General features: G+C 38.1%; 17 protein-coding genes. 14 read left to right on the top strand and 3 right to left on the bottom strand.

Features of this window, described 5'->3' with window-relative positions; genetic code table 11:
• Nucleotides 1–30 precede the first annotated feature (30 nt).
• The 9 genes from LEUM_RS08630 (at nt 31) to groL (ending at nt 8,097) form a co-directional block, all read left to right on the top strand.
• Complete coding sequence (locus tag LEUM_RS08630) at nt 31–774, top strand: nitroreductase family protein (protein WP_011680368.1); 744 nt, start codon at nt 31–33, stop codon at nt 772–774.
• A gap of 34 nt (nt 775–808) precedes the next feature.
• Nucleotides 809–1,768 carry a type I phosphomannose isomerase catalytic subunit gene (locus LEUM_RS08625; protein WP_011680367.1) on the top strand — a complete coding sequence of 320 codons (960 nt, stop codon included), beginning with the start codon at nt 809–811 and terminating at the stop codon, nt 1,766–1,768.
• A gap of 252 nt (nt 1,769–2,020) precedes the next feature.
• Nucleotides 2,021–2,965 carry a mannose/fructose/sorbose PTS transporter subunit IIA gene (locus LEUM_RS08620; protein ID WP_011680366.1) on the top strand — a complete coding sequence of 315 codons (945 nt, stop codon included), beginning with the start codon at nt 2,021–2,023 and terminating at the stop codon, nt 2,963–2,965.
• Nucleotides 2,966–3,004: 39 nt separating this feature from the next.
• Nucleotides 3,005–3,811, top strand: coding sequence for a PTS mannose/fructose/sorbose transporter subunit IIC (locus tag LEUM_RS08615; protein WP_011680365.1), 807 nt, complete (start codon nt 3,005–3,007; stop codon nt 3,809–3,811).
• 14 nt (nt 3,812–3,825) lie between these two features.
• On the top strand, nt 3,826–4,740 hold the full coding sequence (locus tag LEUM_RS08610) for a PTS system mannose/fructose/sorbose family transporter subunit IID (RefSeq protein ID WP_011680364.1): 915 nt from the start codon (nt 3,826–3,828) through the stop codon (nt 4,738–4,740).
• A gap of 78 nt (nt 4,741–4,818) precedes the next feature.
• Complete coding sequence (locus LEUM_RS08605) at nt 4,819–5,178, top strand: DUF956 family protein (protein ID WP_010294620.1); 360 nt, start codon at nt 4,819–4,821, stop codon at nt 5,176–5,178.
• Between the two features lie 29 nt (nt 5,179–5,207).
• Nucleotides 5,208–6,041, top strand: coding sequence for a YitT family protein (locus LEUM_RS08600; RefSeq protein WP_011680363.1), 834 nt, complete (start codon nt 5,208–5,210; stop codon nt 6,039–6,041).
• A gap of 123 nt (nt 6,042–6,164) precedes the next feature.
• The gene (groES, locus tag LEUM_RS08595) at nt 6,165–6,449 is read left to right on the top strand and encodes a co-chaperone GroES (protein ID WP_002815782.1); all 285 of its coding nucleotides are present in this window, start codon (nt 6,165–6,167) and stop codon (nt 6,447–6,449) included.
• 28 nt (nt 6,450–6,477) lie between these two features.
• Nucleotides 6,478–8,097 carry a chaperonin GroEL gene (gene groL, locus LEUM_RS08590; RefSeq protein ID WP_011680362.1) on the top strand — a complete coding sequence of 540 codons (1,620 nt, stop codon included), beginning with the start codon at nt 6,478–6,480 and terminating at the stop codon, nt 8,095–8,097.
• 76 nt (nt 8,098–8,173) lie between these two features.
• Here groL and LEUM_RS08585 read toward each other — a convergent pair whose 3' ends face one another.
• Both LEUM_RS08585 and LEUM_RS08580 read right to left on the bottom strand, forming a co-directional pair.
• Nucleotides 8,174–8,977: a DUF2785 domain-containing protein gene (locus tag LEUM_RS08585; RefSeq protein WP_011680361.1), complete on the bottom strand. Its 804-nt coding sequence runs from the start codon at nt 8,975–8,977 to the stop codon at nt 8,174–8,176.
• Between the two features lie 25 nt (nt 8,978–9,002).
• A complete protein-coding gene (locus tag LEUM_RS08580) occupies nt 9,003–10,340 on the bottom strand; it encodes a C1 family peptidase (RefSeq protein WP_011680360.1) in 1,338 nt (445 codons plus the stop codon).
• A gap of 133 nt (nt 10,341–10,473) precedes the next feature.
• Between LEUM_RS08580 and LEUM_RS08575 the strand changes: the two genes are divergently transcribed.
• The 5 genes from LEUM_RS08575 (at nt 10,474) to LEUM_RS08555 (ending at nt 15,121) form a co-directional block, all read left to right on the top strand.
• Entirely contained in the window at nt 10,474–10,917 is a 444-nt protein-coding gene (locus tag LEUM_RS08575; RefSeq protein WP_011680359.1) for a DUF3290 domain-containing protein, read from the top strand.
• Nucleotides 10,914–11,552, top strand: coding sequence for a DUF421 domain-containing protein (locus LEUM_RS08570; protein ID WP_011680358.1), 639 nt, complete (start codon nt 10,914–10,916; stop codon nt 11,550–11,552). Before LEUM_RS08575 ends, LEUM_RS08570 begins: the two co-directional genes overlap by 4 nt.
• A 100-nt stretch (nt 11,553–11,652) precedes the next feature.
• Nucleotides 11,653–12,540 (top strand): prenyltransferase, encoded by an 888-nt coding sequence (locus tag LEUM_RS08565; RefSeq protein WP_025268464.1) that lies wholly within the window; start codon nt 11,653–11,655, stop codon nt 12,538–12,540.
• A gap of 186 nt (nt 12,541–12,726) precedes the next feature.
• Nucleotides 12,727–13,722, top strand: coding sequence for a D-2-hydroxyacid dehydrogenase (locus tag LEUM_RS08560; protein ID WP_011680357.1), 996 nt, complete (start codon nt 12,727–12,729; stop codon nt 13,720–13,722).
• Nucleotides 13,723–13,882: 160 nt separating this feature from the next.
• Nucleotides 13,883–15,121, top strand: coding sequence for a PTS sugar transporter subunit IIC (locus LEUM_RS08555; protein WP_011680356.1), 1,239 nt, complete (start codon nt 13,883–13,885; stop codon nt 15,119–15,121).
• 31 nt (nt 15,122–15,152) lie between these two features.
• On the opposite strand, the gene LEUM_RS08550 is transcribed toward LEUM_RS08555, so the two are convergent.
• Entirely contained in the window at nt 15,153–15,761 is a 609-nt protein-coding gene (locus tag LEUM_RS08550; protein WP_011680355.1) for an Rgg family transcriptional regulator, read from the bottom strand.
• Nucleotides 15,762–15,812 lie beyond the last annotated feature (51 nt).

Raw genomic sequence — 15,812 nt, 5'->3', positions numbered from 1 at the left:
TATTATTTGGTTTCATGAAAGGATTTTACTATGTCTAACCCAACCTTAGATGTGCTTAATCAACATATGTCCATACGTTCCTTTACAGATGAAATGGTCTCTGATCAACAGGTTTCAGAAATTATTCGTGCGGCAACTGCTGGGCCTAATATGAATAATTACCAACCAGTAACTTTTATAGAAATTACATCACAAGATATAAAAGCTGATATTACCACTAAGGTAGGCATGAAATATATTGAAACTGCGGCAAGATACTTTGTTGTAACAGTTGACTACAATAAAGATTTAATAGGCTTAAACAATGAGCAGCGCCGCCAGGCAGAAGAGAACATACAGAGCTATGCATTACTTGAAGGTGGTATTGTGAGTGCCGGCATTGCTCTTGGACGGGCTCAAGTCGCTGCTGAATCGCTGGGATTAGGTAGTGTGACCATGGCTGGTGCATTAGGGGCCTTTGAAATTTACGAAGAGCATCTCAACTTGCCACGCTATGTGAAAGCAGTGATGGGCTTTTCAATTGGTCATCCGGCGGATAATCCTGGTATTAAGCCAAAACTTGGTGAAAGCGGATTTTTGATGAAAGATCGCTATAATCAAGTACAGCTAGAAGAGTCAGTTTCCGCGTATAATAAAGTGATGGTTGAATATTATGCGAATCGAGGTATTGAACGTTCTTGGACAGAAAACAATGCCCGAATGTTAACTCGTGAACGAAAAACAACACCATTATTGACGCAGTATGCTAAAGATAAAGGATTTAACCTAAAATAAAATTTTTTTGAATAAAAATGAAAGCGATTACATTATGACAATATTACATTTACAAGCAGAGTTACATGAAAAGATGTGGGGTGGAAACGCCTTGGAAGACTTTAATTATAAAATCCCGAGTGATCACACTGGGGAGGCTTGGACAATTGCTGCCCATAGCAATGGACAATCTACTGTAATTAACGGGAAATTAGCAGGTCAAGGATTGAGTCGAGTTTGGCAAGATCATCCAGAATTGTTTGGTGGTCATGGACGTGATGAAGCATTTCCACTATTAGTGAAAATTTTGGATGCCCATGAAAATCTATCAATTCAGGTTCATCCGAATGATAAACAGTCTCACGAAAAATTTGGCAAAACAGAAAGTTGGTATATTTTAGATGCAAAGCCAGGTTCTAAAATATATTATGGTCATCATGCGAAAACACGAGATGAACTTAAAAAGATGGTTGATCAAAAAGAATGGGACAAGTTATTACGCACAATTCCAGTGCAGAAGGGAGATTTCTTTTATGTCGCTTCTGGTACATTTCACGCTTTAGGGGCCGGTATTATTGCTCTTGAGATACAACAGAGTTCTGACACAACTTATCGATTCTACGACTTTGATCGAATTGATGCCGCCACAAAAGAAAAGCGTCCGCTTCAAATTGAAGAGGCCTTAGCAGTCACTACTGTACCTCATGTAGATCCTACCTTAATTCAAGATACCACGATTGTTGACCAAACTGTCATTGAACGTTTGGTAGTAGCAACAAAATTTACCATAGATAAGTTGTTGGTTCGCGGTCCATCATTGTTTGAACTAACTCACCATTATGAACTGTTTACGGTGATCGAAGGGTCCGGTTTTATTGATGCCGATCAAATCAAAAAAGGTGATAGTTTTATAGTTTTGAGTGATGCAAAAAACTACCGATTAAATGGTGATATGACGCTCATACGCAGTTTTGTCACACCTACAACAACAAATAAAGACGTATTTGTGAGATGAATTTAGAAAATGTCGCTAGATTGTAAGTTATTATTTCATTAGTTTTCATCACAATTTACCTTTTGAAAAACTATTTTATGAAAAGAAAATACAAGGTATGTAAGAAAAAGTGAAAGCTTGTACTTTTTGGTAAACTAGGATTATAATTAAATATGTAAACGGTAACAAAAAACTTACTTGAAAGCGTTTACAAAACTGTTTTGTTCCGTTATAATCATATAGTAAGTATTTTAATGAGAAGGAGATAACCGGATGGTTAATCTAATTATTGCCAGTCATGGAGACTTTGCTAAAGGCATACTGATGTCAGGTTCAATGATTTTCGGTGAACAAGAAAATGTTGAAGTTGTTACATTTTTGCCTAACGAAGGGCCAGACGATTTAGATAAGCATTACCAGGAGGCATTGGCGAAGTTTAATAATGATGATCAAATCCTATTTTTAGTTGATTTGTGGGGAGGATCACCATTTAACCGCGCTAGTTTAATTCAGAAGCAAAATCCAGAAAAAATGGCTATCATTGCAGGGTTGAATTTACCAATGTTAATTGAAGCCTATGCTGGCCGTTTGAGCCAAGATACAGCCGCTGGATTGGCTACGTATTTGGTTCCAGTTGCTAAGGATGGTGTGAAGTCAGTTCCAGAAGCCAAAGAAGAAACGGAAGCTAAAACCTCCGAAAAAATTGTTGGCTTAAAAGAAGGACACATCAATATTAAGCTAGCCCGTTTGGACACACGTTTACTTCATGGGCAAGTGGCCACGGCTTGGACACCTGATTCAAAAGCAAATCGTATTATTGTTGTTTCAGATGCGGTGGCCAAGGATGAGCTGCGTAAGAGCTTGATCCAACAAGCTGCGCCTAACAATGTGCGCGCAAATATTGTACCAATCAGTAAAATGATTGAGGTGGCTAAGGACGATCGCTTTGGTGGTGTTGACGCATTCCTGCTGTTTGAAACGGTTGAAGATGTGTTAACTGCTGTAGAAGGTGGCGTACCGATTAAGTCATTGAATGTTGGTTCAATGGCACATTCAGAAGGAAAAACAATGGTCAACAAAGTTTTGTCTATGGATAAAAATGATGTTGCCACTTTTGAAAAGTTACGCGACTTAGGCGTTGAATTTGATGTTCGAAAAGTGCCTAATGATAGTAAGGCTAACTTGTTTGATTTAATCAAGAAAGCAAATGTTAAATAATTTGACATGTAAAATGTTTAATTAAGAAAGGTGTCTAATATGTCTGTTATTGCGATAGTTTTAGTCGTAATCATTGCCTTCTTTGCAGGTATGGAAGGTATTCTGGATGAATTTCAAATTCATCAACCGCTAGTTTCAGCCACGCTAATTGGTTTAGTAACTGGTCATCTGACAGCGGGTATAATTTTAGGTGGTACATTGCAAATGATCGCCTTAGGTTGGGCTAATATTGGTGCGGCTGTTGCCCCTGATGTGGCCTTGGCCTCAGTAGCTTCCTCAATCATTATGGTTAAAGGTGGCGATTTCTCTAGTACAGGAATCTCAGTGGCCGTAGCTTCAGCTATTCCTTTGGCTGTTGCTGGTTTGTTCCTGACAATGCTTGTTCGTACTGTTGCGGTTGGATTGACTCACGGAGCTGATGCTGCTGCTAAAGAAGGAAAAATTGGTACTATTGAACGCTTGCATCTATTTGCACTTGTACTACAAGGTCTACGTATAGCTGTACCTGCTGCTATTTTAATTGCTGTACCTGCTGCGGCAGTGAGAGCAGCTTTGACATCTATGCCAGAATGGTTAACTGGTGGCATGGCTATAGGTGGTGGAATGGTTGTCGCCGTTGGTTATGCATTAGTTATTAACATGATGGCAACTCGTGAAGTATGGCCATTCTTCGCTATTGGTTTTGCGTTAGCAGCTGTTAGTGAACTAACGTTGATCGCGTTAGGAGCAATTGGTGTTGCACTTGCTTTGATCTACATCAACTTGTCAAAAATGGGTGGTAACAGTAACGGTTCAAATGGCGGCGGTGGTAGTGATCCAGTCGGCGACATTTTGAACAAGTACTAGAAAGGGGCAAGATGATGGCTGAAAGAAAAATTGAATTAACTAAAAGAGATCGTATGTCAGTTGCATGGCGTTCACAATTCCTCCAAGGTTCTTGGAACTATGAACGTATGCAAAACGTTGGATGGGCTTATTCCATGATTCCTGCGATCAAAAAATTGTATAAGTCAAAAGAAGATCGTGCGCTAGCCTTGCAGCGCCATTTGGAATTCTTCAATACGCATCCTTATGTTGCTTCACCTATTCTTGGTGTGACATTAGCTTTGGAAGAAGAACGTGCCAATGGTGCGCCAATTGATGATACTGCTATTCAGGGTGTTAAGATTGGTATGATGGGTCCTTTGGCAGGTATTGGTGATCCGGTCTTTTGGTTCACAATCCGACCAATTCTGGGTGCACTGGGTGCATCATTGGCAATTAGTGGTAATATTCTGGGACCAATTTTATTCTTTGTTCTTTGGAACATTATTCGTATGGCATTCTTGTGGTATACACAAGAATTTGGTTATAAAGCTGGAAGTGCCATTACGCAAGATTTGTCTGGTGGGTTATTGAAGGACATTACAAAGGGTGCTTCAATACTTGGTATGTTCATCTTGGCTGTCTTGGTTGAGCGCTGGGTATCGATCAAATTTATTCTTGAACTGCCAGCAAAGAAGTTGGCAAAGGGTGCCTACATTAATTTCCCAAATGGGAATGTTACCGGCGCACAGTTGCAGAAGATCTTAGGTGAGCAAGCTTCCGGATTATCATTGACAAAGTTAGCCCCTAATACGTTACAGAGTAACTTAGACAGTTTGATTCCTGGGTTGATGGGACTCTTACTGACATTCTTGGCAATGTGGTTGTTGAAGAAAAAAGTATCACCAATCGTTATGATTATTGGTATCTTTATCTTTGGTATCGTAATGCATGCCTTAAACATAATGTAATAGCATTCATGTTAAAAGTGCTTGTCAATCTGGCAAGCACTTTTAATGGTACATAGAAAATAATAGGGGAACATATTCATGGTACAGTCTTTAAACGCAAAAGCAGAATATACAACGCAAGGCATTTCTTATCTAGGTATTGGGGCGAAGTATGGTAAGATTTTAGTAGGAGATCAGGCGTTCGAGTTCTTTAATGATAATAATGTTGAAGATTATATTCAAATTCCTTGGAAAAACATAAGCGCTGTCTACGTACACGTCACAGGGAATCGAGTTAGTCGCCGATTTAAAATTAAAACAGATAAAATTGATTTAGATTTTTCTGCTAAGTCGTCGGGCAGTTTACTTAAAGTGATGCGTGAGCATCTAGGAAACGACAAAATATTACGAACTGCATCCTTATGGGATACTATTCGGTCACGATTCAAACGCAAATAAATGAATGCCACAAACAATGAGGATATTAAATGAAAATACTTAAAAACTATCAAGCACTACGTTATATTGTTATTGTAATGGCACTCGAAATCGTAGCAATCAGCATTAACTTTTTTTATGCACCGGCAAAAGTTGCTGCTGGTGGCGCAACTGGATTGGCTATTTTAATTAACGAATTGGTGGGTTTTGATCGAGCAGCTACTGTGTTGATCGTCAATTTGATTATGATTGTTTTGGCAGCTGTTTTTTTGGATCGTGGTACCACAGCGCGAATTGCTTTTGGCAGTATTGTTTTGCCGGTGTTATTGAAAGTTACACCAAGTTTTCAAGTTTTACAAGATCGAACCTTTGCGGTGCTTGTTGGTGGTAGTATTTTTGCTGTTGGTGTAGCATTACTTTATCGAATTGATGCTTCTAGTGGTGGAACTGCAGTGCCTCCGATGATTTTTAAGAAGTATTTTCGCATTTCACCAGCTTTATCTCTGCTGGCAATTGATACAGTTGTTTCGTTAGGGAACTTGGTAACGCAAGGGTTAGAAGCACTGATTTTGGCGCTTTTTTCATTAGTTATTACTGCGGTTGTGATGAACTATATCGAAACTGGTTTGGATCGTCGTAAAATGGTCTACATTACAACAAATGATCGCATTGATGATTTGAAAAAATATTTGCTTGATGGTGACAAGGGCTTCACAATTATGGATGTTCGTGGCGGTTATATGGGTGATGGACGTGAAATGTTGATGGTGGTCCTTGATAATCATGAGTATAATCATTTTTTGCGTGGCATTCATCAAGTTGATCCGGAGGCTTTTACGATCGCTTATGATATTTCTGAGGCGCATGGAGGGACTTTTCTTTGATGACGTGACAACTAGATCACGTCTTTTTTGTTGACATTTTTGATGATAGTGTTATACTTAAAATTGTAATTAGCACTCACGTTTAAAGAGTGCTAAAAAAGAAAATCTCGGAGGTATGAATCCATGTTGAAGCCATTGGGTGATCGTGTGATTATTGAAGTAACGGAAGCTGCAGAAGAAACTGTCGGTGGGATTGTTTTGGCAAGTAATGCCAAGGACAAGCCTGTTACTGGTAAAGTTGTAGCTGCGGGTACGGGTTATGTCTTAAATGATGGCACAGTCCGTGATTTGACAGTTAAAGTCGGTGATGAAGTCTTGTTTGATAAGTATGCAGGACAAGAAGTGTCATTTGAAGGGCAAGATTACTTAGCATTGCACGAAAAAGACATAGTTGCAGTTGTCGAATAATTATCAAATCAAAGGAGATATTTAAATCATGGCTAAAGAATTAAAGTTTTCAGAAGATGCACGTGCAAAGATGAAGGCCGGTGTTGACAAGTTAGCTGATACAGTTAAAACGACTATTGGACCAAAGGGTCGTAATGTTGTTTTGGAACAATCATATGGTGCACCAACCATTACCAATGATGGTGTAACAATTGCTAAAGCAATTGAACTAGAAGACCATTTTGAAAATATGGGCGCTAAGCTTGTCGCTGAAGTTGCTTCAAAGACAAATGATATCGCAGGTGATGGTACAACAACCGCTACTGTTTTGACTCAAGCAATTGTCGGTGAAGGTTTGAAGAACGTGACTGCTGGTGCCAACCCAGTTGGGATTCGAACAGGCATTGAAAAAGCAACTGCAGCAGCCGTTGCAAAGCTGCATGAAATGTCACACACAGTTAATACTAAAGATGAAATTGCTCAAATTGCATCAATTTCAGCCGCCAATGAAGAAGTTGGTGAATTGATTGCTGAAGCAATGGATAAAGTTGGTAATGACGGTGTGATCACCATTGAAGAATCAAAGGGTATCGAAACAACACTTGATGTTGTTGAGGGTATGCAATTCGATCGTGGTTACATGTCACAATACATGGTGACTGACAATGACAAAATGGAAGCTAACCTAGATAATCCATACATCTTGATTACTGATAAGAAGATTGGTAACATTCAAGATATTTTGCCAGTATTGCAAAGTGTTGTTGAACAAGGACGTGCTTTGTTGATCATTGCTGATGATATTACCGGTGAAGCCTTGCCAACATTAGTTTTGAACAAGATGCGTGGTACATTCAATGTTGTTGCGGTTAAGGCACCAGGATTTGGTGATCGTCGTAAGGCACAATTGGAAGATATCGCTATCTTAACTGGCGGTACAGTAATTACTGAAGATCTTGGTTTGAATTTGAAGGATGTTACAATTGATCAACTTGGTCAAGCTTCAAAGATTAACATCACAAAGGATAACACAACAATTGTTGAAGGTTCAGGTGATAAGGGTGCTGTCGCATCTCGTGTTGATACAATCAAGCAACAAATTGCTGAAACAACTTCTGATTTTGATCGTGAAAAGTTGCAAGAACGTCTTGCAAAGTTGGCTGGTGGTGTCGCTGTTATTAACGTTGGTGCAGCCACAGAAACTGAATTGAAAGAACGTAAGTACCGCATTGAAGATGCTTTGAATGCAACGCGTGCTGCTGTCGAAGAAGGTTTCGTTGCCGGTGGTGGTACAGCCTTGGTAAATGTTATTGCTGCTGTTTCAGCTTTGTCAGAAGAAGGCGACGTTCAAACTGGTATCAATACTGTTATTAAAGCATTGGAATCACCTGTTCGTCAAATCGCTGAAAATGCTGGCTTAGAAGGATCAGTGATTGTTAACAAGTTGAAGGAACAAAAAGAAGGATTTGGTTACAACGCTGCTACTGATGAGTGGGTAGACATGATTGCCGCTGGTATTGTGGACCCTACTAAGGTAACACGTTCAGCATTGCAAAATGCCGCCTCTGTTTCAGCATTGTTGTTGACAACAGAAGCTGTCGTTGCTGAAGAGCCAAAAGATGATGCACCAGCTGCTATGCCACAAGGTGGTATGCCAGGTATGATGTAATATTATTAGTAAAATTAAAAGACCGATCTTGTAATAGATTGGTCTTTTTGTATTCCTTATTTTTTAAAGAATTTGGTTATATATATTTGAAACGCTGGTAATTTTGTTTAATTGTGCAATTGACTAACGAAACTAATTTATTCGAATCTGGGTACGCTATTAATAAATGTGCTTGTAACTTGATCATGAAAAGTGAAACATTACTATAAGCATTGAAGTTATCAACTTTGAGGTCATTAAGCAAAGTAATCCAATTATTAAGCTCATCATCGGATATTATATTTTTATTAATCAAATGCAGAACTGGAACGACCATTCGACCAGGTTCATCAGCTGTGAATAGAAATGAATTGTGTAAAATATTTTTGATGGCGTTAATGACAAGGATGCTGTCATTGTGTGTAAAAGTAGTGAAATCAACAACTTCATCGAGCAAATCTGCAATATGGGCAATGCCATGAGCCCAACCATCATTTGTTAGACCACGAAAATCATGTTCGTTCTGAATATAATCAATACTTTGTTCAATAATCTGACGTTGTTGACTTTGAGATAAAAATGAATGATTATTATGACGGTATGATAGTGAGGCTAGAAAAAGTGCTGCAAAGCTACGAGTAAAGATACTTAGTTTATCGTTTTTATTATCGATATTTTGTAATAGATAACTGTTATCAAGCAAGAAACTCGACACCTTTTGTTCTTGATTTACTGATAACTTCCCGGTTGTAGTCCAGTCAGAAAAGAGACTGTAGATGAGTGTGTCTCGTAATTCAGAATCTAACGAGCCAATGTTTTCAACCATTTCAAAAAGTAGTTTGTTAGAAATAATCGAAGGGCTATTTTGTTTAATCTGAAGAAGCTGTTCTTTTAGAGTCATATTTAAATTGACGCCTCATCTTTTTCTAAGCTAATGCACCCATTGGATCCCATGGAGACAACAATGTTGGCTTTGAATTATCATAAATATTGACTAGTTCTGAGCTTAGATATTCCTTCTTGACAACAATTTGATAAGCATATTCGCTCATCCAATCGTCTGACATTGTGAAGTAGCCTTTCTTACCAACTTTCTCGCCCCAAGAATTCTCGACTTTCCACTTTGTTGGTTGGTCATTTTCATCTAAATCTACACCTGTCAAGACCATTGCGTGTGTCATTAGACTTTCGCCGTAGTCAAGACGCTGTGCTTTGGTCATCGTTGAGTCAACGTTAAATAAATCATCGGAAGCAAAAATACCGCTGGCCATGAGACCACTCTCTCGATCAACTTGAGGACCCATATCTACACCAAACCAGACACTTTGACCATCTTTGAGTTGTGAAATGGCGAATGCTTTCATTTTGTTGATATCCACATTAAGGTGTTTGACGTCACGACCACCAACAACATTACCCAACATGTCAACATTATAAGTGGCATCAAATGGTTTGTCAGCAGTTGGTGCGTTAATGACAGAAATATACTCATCTAAGTCCCAACTAACAAATTTTTGGTAATAATCCTGTGGTGTTAATTGACGTTCAACGTGGAAGTTGTGCAGCTCATCTCGGTATTCAAAGTCGAATTGAACAGGTGGCTCACCCAAAGTTAGTGACAACAAGCGGTAGACGTTAGCTAACATTTCATTGCGTGCATTAGAGATCTTGTCTTTTGAGGCTTGCTGGGCCACTAGCCCACGCAGGACAGTTGCATCGTGTCTTAGAAGCGTATTGAGCGTGTTGTTGAGTTCTGCAGTGGCAGAAGAAGCTTTTGATTCAGGATAAATGCTTTGTGGCACCAGACCGTATTTTTCAATGATAGAGACAATCATGTCCCACTGTCCACCGTCTTGTTGAGGCGTAGTCAATAAGAAGGAAACGCGACGTGAGTCAAGAGGCTCAGTTGCCGTTTTGAGAACATTTTCATAAAAATAATTGGCTTTTTCAAACTTGTCCCAGAACAACGTGTAGCTTTGGGAAAGTTGAAATTCATCACTAATGTGAAACCTATCTTTAATATCATGGCGCATCGTGTTTAAGGCGGCAAACATCCAGCAACGCCCCGATTGCTTTTGGTTAGCAACTTTTCCAGTGTCTAGATCAATTGAGAATATTGGTGTGTTAATATTTGCAATCTCTTGGTCAAAACTCGCGCTGTGAATACCATTTTTGGTAACAGCTCGACGAATAATGTTGTTGTGTTTATCGTCTGTTGCTGTACGAAAATCTTTAATTTGTTGATTTGTAATTTCTGTTAACAAGATAGCAGCTCCTTTTATTTATATGAGTATAATATAAATAATATATCGCTTTTTGATAGTTGCTTCAAGCATTGTGAATTCGATTCAATGGCTTTTTAGAGATATGGTATGATAATTAACGAGGTATTTTGAGATGAATTTTTATTCCGTTGACTATTTAATAAAACAAACAAATATAAACGACACTATTGGTAAATATTTAATGGTTGTTGTTTTTGTTTTGATGGCAGTCGGTGCGGTGGCTTCAGTTAGAAATCGTTTGCAAACTCGCTATCGCGAATTAAGCATTATAGCGTTGTTGCTTTTTTTATTCCTAGCTGGTGCACGATATACAGATTATCAGCAAGCTAAATCGCAGGACGATCAGAAGACACAAATGGCTGCTTTTGTAACTAAGTTTGCCAAAACGCAAGGTGTTTCTAAAGATAAATTATATTTTAATTCGACAACAGTGAGTGATGGTATGTTAGTAAAAATGGACAAAAAGTTCTATCGGCTCACAATTAGTGCTGATCAACAGTCTTATAGCCTGACACGTGCATACCTAATTAACTCGAAAGTGAAGGTGGTCAAATGAGTATTTATCTACCCATATTAACTAAGCTAGCAATTGGGTTAGTAGCTTTAATAATTCAGATTAATGTTATGGGAAAGGGCAACTTAGCACCGACAAACGCGTTAGATCAGGTTCAAAATTATGTTTTGGGTGGTATTATTGGCGCAGTTATTTACTCAGACACCATCACAGTTTTTCAATTTACAATTGTATTGATTATTTGGACAATGTTAGTAATGACATTCAAGTTTTTAAAAGAACATAATCGTTACGTTAAACTATTAATTGATGGTCAGCCTAAGGTTGTCATTGAACGAGGAAAAGTGAACATCAAAAACGTCCTGTCTTCTGGCTTATCAGCGAATGATTTAATGTTTAAATTGCGATCACAAAGTGTCTATGATTTGTCTCAAGTTAAAAGAGCTGTGCTTGAAATAAATGGACAGCTGACAGTAATCTTAGCCGGTGAGGAGAATATGAAATATCCTATTATATTTGATGGGCAAATCAACATGGATGTATTGGACATCATTGATCGTGATGAGTCATGGTTAACTGATATTGTACAAAATCAAGGTTATGACAGTATTAATGACATATTCGTTGGCGAGTACATCGACGGAAAAGTTCGCTTAACACCGTATGAAAGTAAGTGATAGTACACACTAATTCAAAAGTTAACATTTATTGTAACGACACGATGCGGTGTCGTTTTTTGTTTTCTGATACAATAAATGTCAGAGGATTTATAAAATGATGACATATAAGCAGTTTTTAGACTTGGTGGAGATTCGGGTTGTTGTACCGAGTATTGCACCACTATTGGTTGGTTTAGCATATAGCCAGTGGCAGTATGCTCGTGTTAATTGGGTGAATACACTATTGTTAATTATTGCGACGGTTGCAGTACATTTAGCCGTTAATACTTTCAATCGTTATGAGGATAATAAACGCCAAAAAGAGAACTCTTTTTTGAGGGAGTCTGATGATGTTGAAGCAATTACTGATAAACAAGTATTGCATGTTGCAGAAGGCCTGGCATTGATAGCAGTGCTTGCAGGAGTTATTGTCGCTTTGCGAACGGATTATATAACTTGGATTATTGGAATTGTTAGTTTTTTAATTGGTTATTTTTATTCTGCCGGACCAAAACCGATCACAAATACACCATTTGGTGAAATTGTGTCTGGAATAACAATGGGCTATTTTATTTTCGTGGCTCAAGTATATGTAAACACACGCATGGTGCCGACAGGGAATGTACTGTTTCAATGGTTTATTGTCAGTTTACCATTGACTATTTTTATTGCAGAGATTATGTTTGCTAATAACATTGCTGATTATGATGAGGATCAAGCAAATGATCGACATACGTTAGTTCACTACATAGGCATTAAAAATGCGAAAAAAATATATGTCTTTTGGGCAATTTTAGCTTTTGTTGAAATTATACTCGTGACACTAGTTGGCTGGTTGCCAACAACTTCTTATACTTTATTAATTTTACTGCCGATTATTATCAAAAATGCACGTGCATTTGTGAATCATCCTGTCAAAAAAGAGACATTCATTTTAGCCATTAAAAATTTAGTTGTCGTTTTTATGGGGATGCTTGTTACTTTATTAGTAGGCATATTGTTATAGTTAGTAGAAAGTGCTTTAATTAGTGATTAAAGCAAAGAAAATGGAATGGGTTACATTTGCTTAACGACTGTCATTTGTAAGGGGTGAAATTTTTTCTGAAATCTATGCATTATATGGGCTTAATCGCGTGCGTTAGCTCGTGAAATAGGGTACAATTATAGATGAAATAAAATTTTGGAGGATCTTATGAAGATTTTTGCTTACGGCATTCGTGATGATGAAAAGCCATCACTTGAAGAATGGAAAGCGGCTAACCCAGAGATTGAAGTGGACTACACACAAGAATTATTGACACCTGAAACAGCTAAGTTGGCTGAGGGATCAGATTCAGCTGTTGTTTATCAACAATTGGACTATACACGTGAAACATTGACAGCTTTAGCTAACGTTGGTGTTACTAACTTGTCATTGCGTAACGTTGGTACAGATAACATTGATTTTGATGCAGCACGTGAATTTAACTTTAACATTTCAAATGTTCCTGTTTATTCACCAAATGCTATTGCAGAACACTCAATGATTCAATTATCTCGTTTGCTACGTCGCACGAAAGCATTGGATGCCAAAATTGCTAAGCACGACTTGCGTTGGGCACCAACAATTGGACGTGAAATGCGTATGCAAACAGTTGGTGTTATTGGTACAGGTCATATTGGCCGTGTTGCTATTAACATTTTGAAAGGCTTTGGGGCCAAGGTTATTGCTTATGACAAGTACCCAAATGCTGAATTACAAGCAGAAGGTTTGTACGTTGACACATTAGACGAATTATATGCACAAGCTGATGCAATTTCATTGTATGTTCCTGGTGTACCTGAAAACCATCATCTAATCAATGCAGATGCTATTGCTAAGATGAAGGATGGTGTGGTTATCATGAACGCTGCGCGTGGTAATTTGATGGACATTGACGCTATTATTGATGGTTTGAATTCTGGTAAGATTTCAGACTTCGGTATGGACGTTTATGAAAATGAAGTTGGCTTGTTCAATGAAGATTGGTCTGGTAAAGAATTCCCAGATGCTAAGATTGCTGACTTGATTGCACGCGAAAATGTATTGGTTACGCCACACACGGCTTTCTATACAACTAAAGCTGTTCTAGAAATGGTTCACCAATCATTTGATGCAGCAGTTGCTTTCGCCAAGGGTGAGAAGCCAGCTATTGCTGTTGAATATTAATATGATGGAATTCCCAGATTCAGTGTTTGGGAATTTTTTATCCGAGGGGTTTGTGAAAGAATAATCAAACAATTTTGATTATAGTATCGTAGTTTTGGGAGAGAGTGTGGCGCAGTGAGGGATGTGTCACAAATATGAATTGAAAAGAGGAAATGATAGTATGTCTATCAAAGCAGAAGGCGAGAAGTGGTCTGCCAAAGAATCGCAGGATTTGCGTAATGAAGAATATGCACGTAAAGCGAAAGAAAATGCCCCCGTTGAGTTTAGTGGTCAAACTGATTTACGTTTGAAAGATTTCTTTTTTAAGGTTTTGTCAGGTTCAGCGCAAGGTATTTTAATTGGTGTTTTGCCATCAGCTGTTATGAAGTACATCATTCAGTATTCAGGTCTGGGTACTACAGCATTTGGCGCTAATTTGAGTGCTATTTTAACGTTATTCACATCATTGATTCCATTTTTGATTGGTATGGCGGTTGCTTTACAGTTCAAAATGAAGAGCTTAGATGTTGGTGTTGTTGCGATAGCGACAGCCGTAGCTTCTGGATCAATCAAGTGGGCCGTTGCACCCAAGGGGTGGCTTAATCCAGTGACTGGCCTCAACTCTGTAGCACCTGCTAACGTTTATATAGCATCTGGTGCTGGTGATGTGATCAATGCAATGATCGTTTCCGCTATTGCGGTTTTCGTTACTTGGCTTGTTGCCCGCTACCTAAAAGGATTTGGATCAGTTGCTATTATTTTAAGTCCTATCCTTGTTGGTGGTGGCGTTGGTTTGGTCGGTAAAATGATTGCGCCTTATGTCGGGGATGTTACTACTTGGATTGGTCAATTAGTTGAAACATTTACTAAATTAGCACCTATACCTATGGCAATGTTAATTGCAATGGCTTTTGCCATTATCATTATTACACCAGTTTCAACTGTTGGAATTGCTTTGGCAATTAGTCTATCAGGAATTGGATCTGGTGCGGCTGCCATGGGTGTTGTTGCTACAACCATTGTGCTATTGATTAATTCATGGAAAGTCAATAAGCCAGGTGTAACAGTTGCTATTGCATTAGGTGCCATGAAAGGTATGATGCCATCAGTCTTTGCAAAGCCGGTGACAATGCTATCATTCTTGTTAGCAGCCGCGATTTCTGGTATTCCAGTTGCGTTGTTTAATATCCAAGGAACACCAACAACAGCTGGATTTGGTTATATTGGATTGGTATCACCAATTCAATCAATGGTCAAAGATCCTACTGTACCTTCAACAGTTATGAATCACTTCATTAATCCAGCGATTGCAGTTCTGGCATGGTTGGTTATTCCCATCATTGCAGGATTCATTGCACAATTTGTGTTTAGTAAACTATTGAAACTTTATACACCAATGGATTTCCAACAAGAGCTATAATAATTAGTTAATAAAGGATACATCTAAGAGTTTAGCTTTTAGGTGTGTCTTTTTTAGTGTCTTCAAAAAAAGGACTTGGTGTTTGAGTAATTGTTAAAAACTTATCAAAATTTTTCAAAGTAATATTTTGATGTAGGTACGTAGCAATACTATAGGCGTGCCTAACTTTGTTATTATTATTCTCAAACACCCCAGTCCAAAATAGTAGCCACGTTTGAAACTTAAAGTCATCGGTGTTAAATTTATATTTTTTAATTTTATCTAATAGATATCTAGTAAAGTCATCTTTTTTTTGTATAATACTTGTTTCCAAAGCGTTAATCAATATTTTGCTCACAGTTTCAACGGATGCCGTTGGCATATTATTCGTAGCGTACTGTTTAAGTATGTCAAATATGTAAGGTGTGATTCTTTCAACATGTATCATGTTAACTACATTCGCCAGTAAACATAAGTCATAGAACTGCCAGTAACTAATATTAAAAAAGTAATCAATCAATTCATTCTGATCGTCGATTGATGCGACTAGGAAATCTAAGTGATACAAAGTAGACAGCGACATTAAATAATAATGACGCATGAATGGGTCGCTAGGATTCTTGATTGTATCATTTTGTAATAATTGCGTTAATTGATTCAATTTTTGACGATCATTGTCTTGATAATATTGACTTAAAACAGTTGTCAGGGT

Origin of the sequence: Leuconostoc mesenteroides subsp. mesenteroides ATCC 8293 (assembly GCF_000014445.1) — a bacterium.
Classification (GTDB): domain Bacteria; phylum Bacillota; class Bacilli; order Lactobacillales; family Lactobacillaceae; genus Leuconostoc; species Leuconostoc mesenteroides.
This window is presented reverse-complemented; position numbering and strand designations above follow the sequence as displayed.

What these genes read in the sequence shown, in the direction of transcription:
- LEUM_RS08600 (WP_011680363.1), top strand. Translation starts at nt 5,208, where the DNA reads ATGAAAATACTTAAAAACTATCAAGCACTACGTTATATTGTTATTGTA.
- groES (WP_002815782.1), top strand. Translation starts at nt 6,165, where the DNA reads ATGTTGAAGCCATTGGGTGATCGTGTGATTATTGAAGTAACGGAAGCT.
- LEUM_RS08575 (WP_011680359.1), top strand. Translation starts at nt 10,474, where the DNA reads ATGAATTTTTATTCCGTTGACTATTTAATAAAACAAACAAATATAAAC.
- LEUM_RS08630 (WP_011680368.1), top strand. Translation starts at nt 31, where the DNA reads ATGTCTAACCCAACCTTAGATGTGCTTAATCAACATATGTCCATACGT.
- LEUM_RS08625 (WP_011680367.1), top strand. Translation starts at nt 809, where the DNA reads ATGACAATATTACATTTACAAGCAGAGTTACATGAAAAGATGTGGGGT.
- LEUM_RS08585 (WP_011680361.1), bottom strand. Translation starts at nt 8,977, where the DNA reads ATGACTCTAAAAGAACAGCTTCTTCAGATTAAACAAAATAGCCCTTCG.
- LEUM_RS08615 (WP_011680365.1), top strand. Translation starts at nt 3,005, where the DNA reads ATGTCTGTTATTGCGATAGTTTTAGTCGTAATCATTGCCTTCTTTGCA.
- LEUM_RS08605 (WP_010294620.1), top strand. Translation starts at nt 4,819, where the DNA reads ATGGTACAGTCTTTAAACGCAAAAGCAGAATATACAACGCAAGGCATT.
- LEUM_RS08610 (WP_011680364.1), top strand. Translation starts at nt 3,826, where the DNA reads ATGGCTGAAAGAAAAATTGAATTAACTAAAAGAGATCGTATGTCAGTT.
- LEUM_RS08560 (WP_011680357.1), top strand. Translation starts at nt 12,727, where the DNA reads ATGAAGATTTTTGCTTACGGCATTCGTGATGATGAAAAGCCATCACTT.
- LEUM_RS08570 (WP_011680358.1), top strand. Translation starts at nt 10,914, where the DNA reads ATGAGTATTTATCTACCCATATTAACTAAGCTAGCAATTGGGTTAGTA.
- LEUM_RS08620 (WP_011680366.1), top strand. Translation starts at nt 2,021, where the DNA reads ATGGTTAATCTAATTATTGCCAGTCATGGAGACTTTGCTAAAGGCATA.
- groL (WP_011680362.1), top strand. Translation starts at nt 6,478, where the DNA reads ATGGCTAAAGAATTAAAGTTTTCAGAAGATGCACGTGCAAAGATGAAG.
- LEUM_RS08565 (WP_025268464.1), top strand. Translation starts at nt 11,653, where the DNA reads ATGACATATAAGCAGTTTTTAGACTTGGTGGAGATTCGGGTTGTTGTA.
- LEUM_RS08555 (WP_011680356.1), top strand. Translation starts at nt 13,883, where the DNA reads ATGTCTATCAAAGCAGAAGGCGAGAAGTGGTCTGCCAAAGAATCGCAG.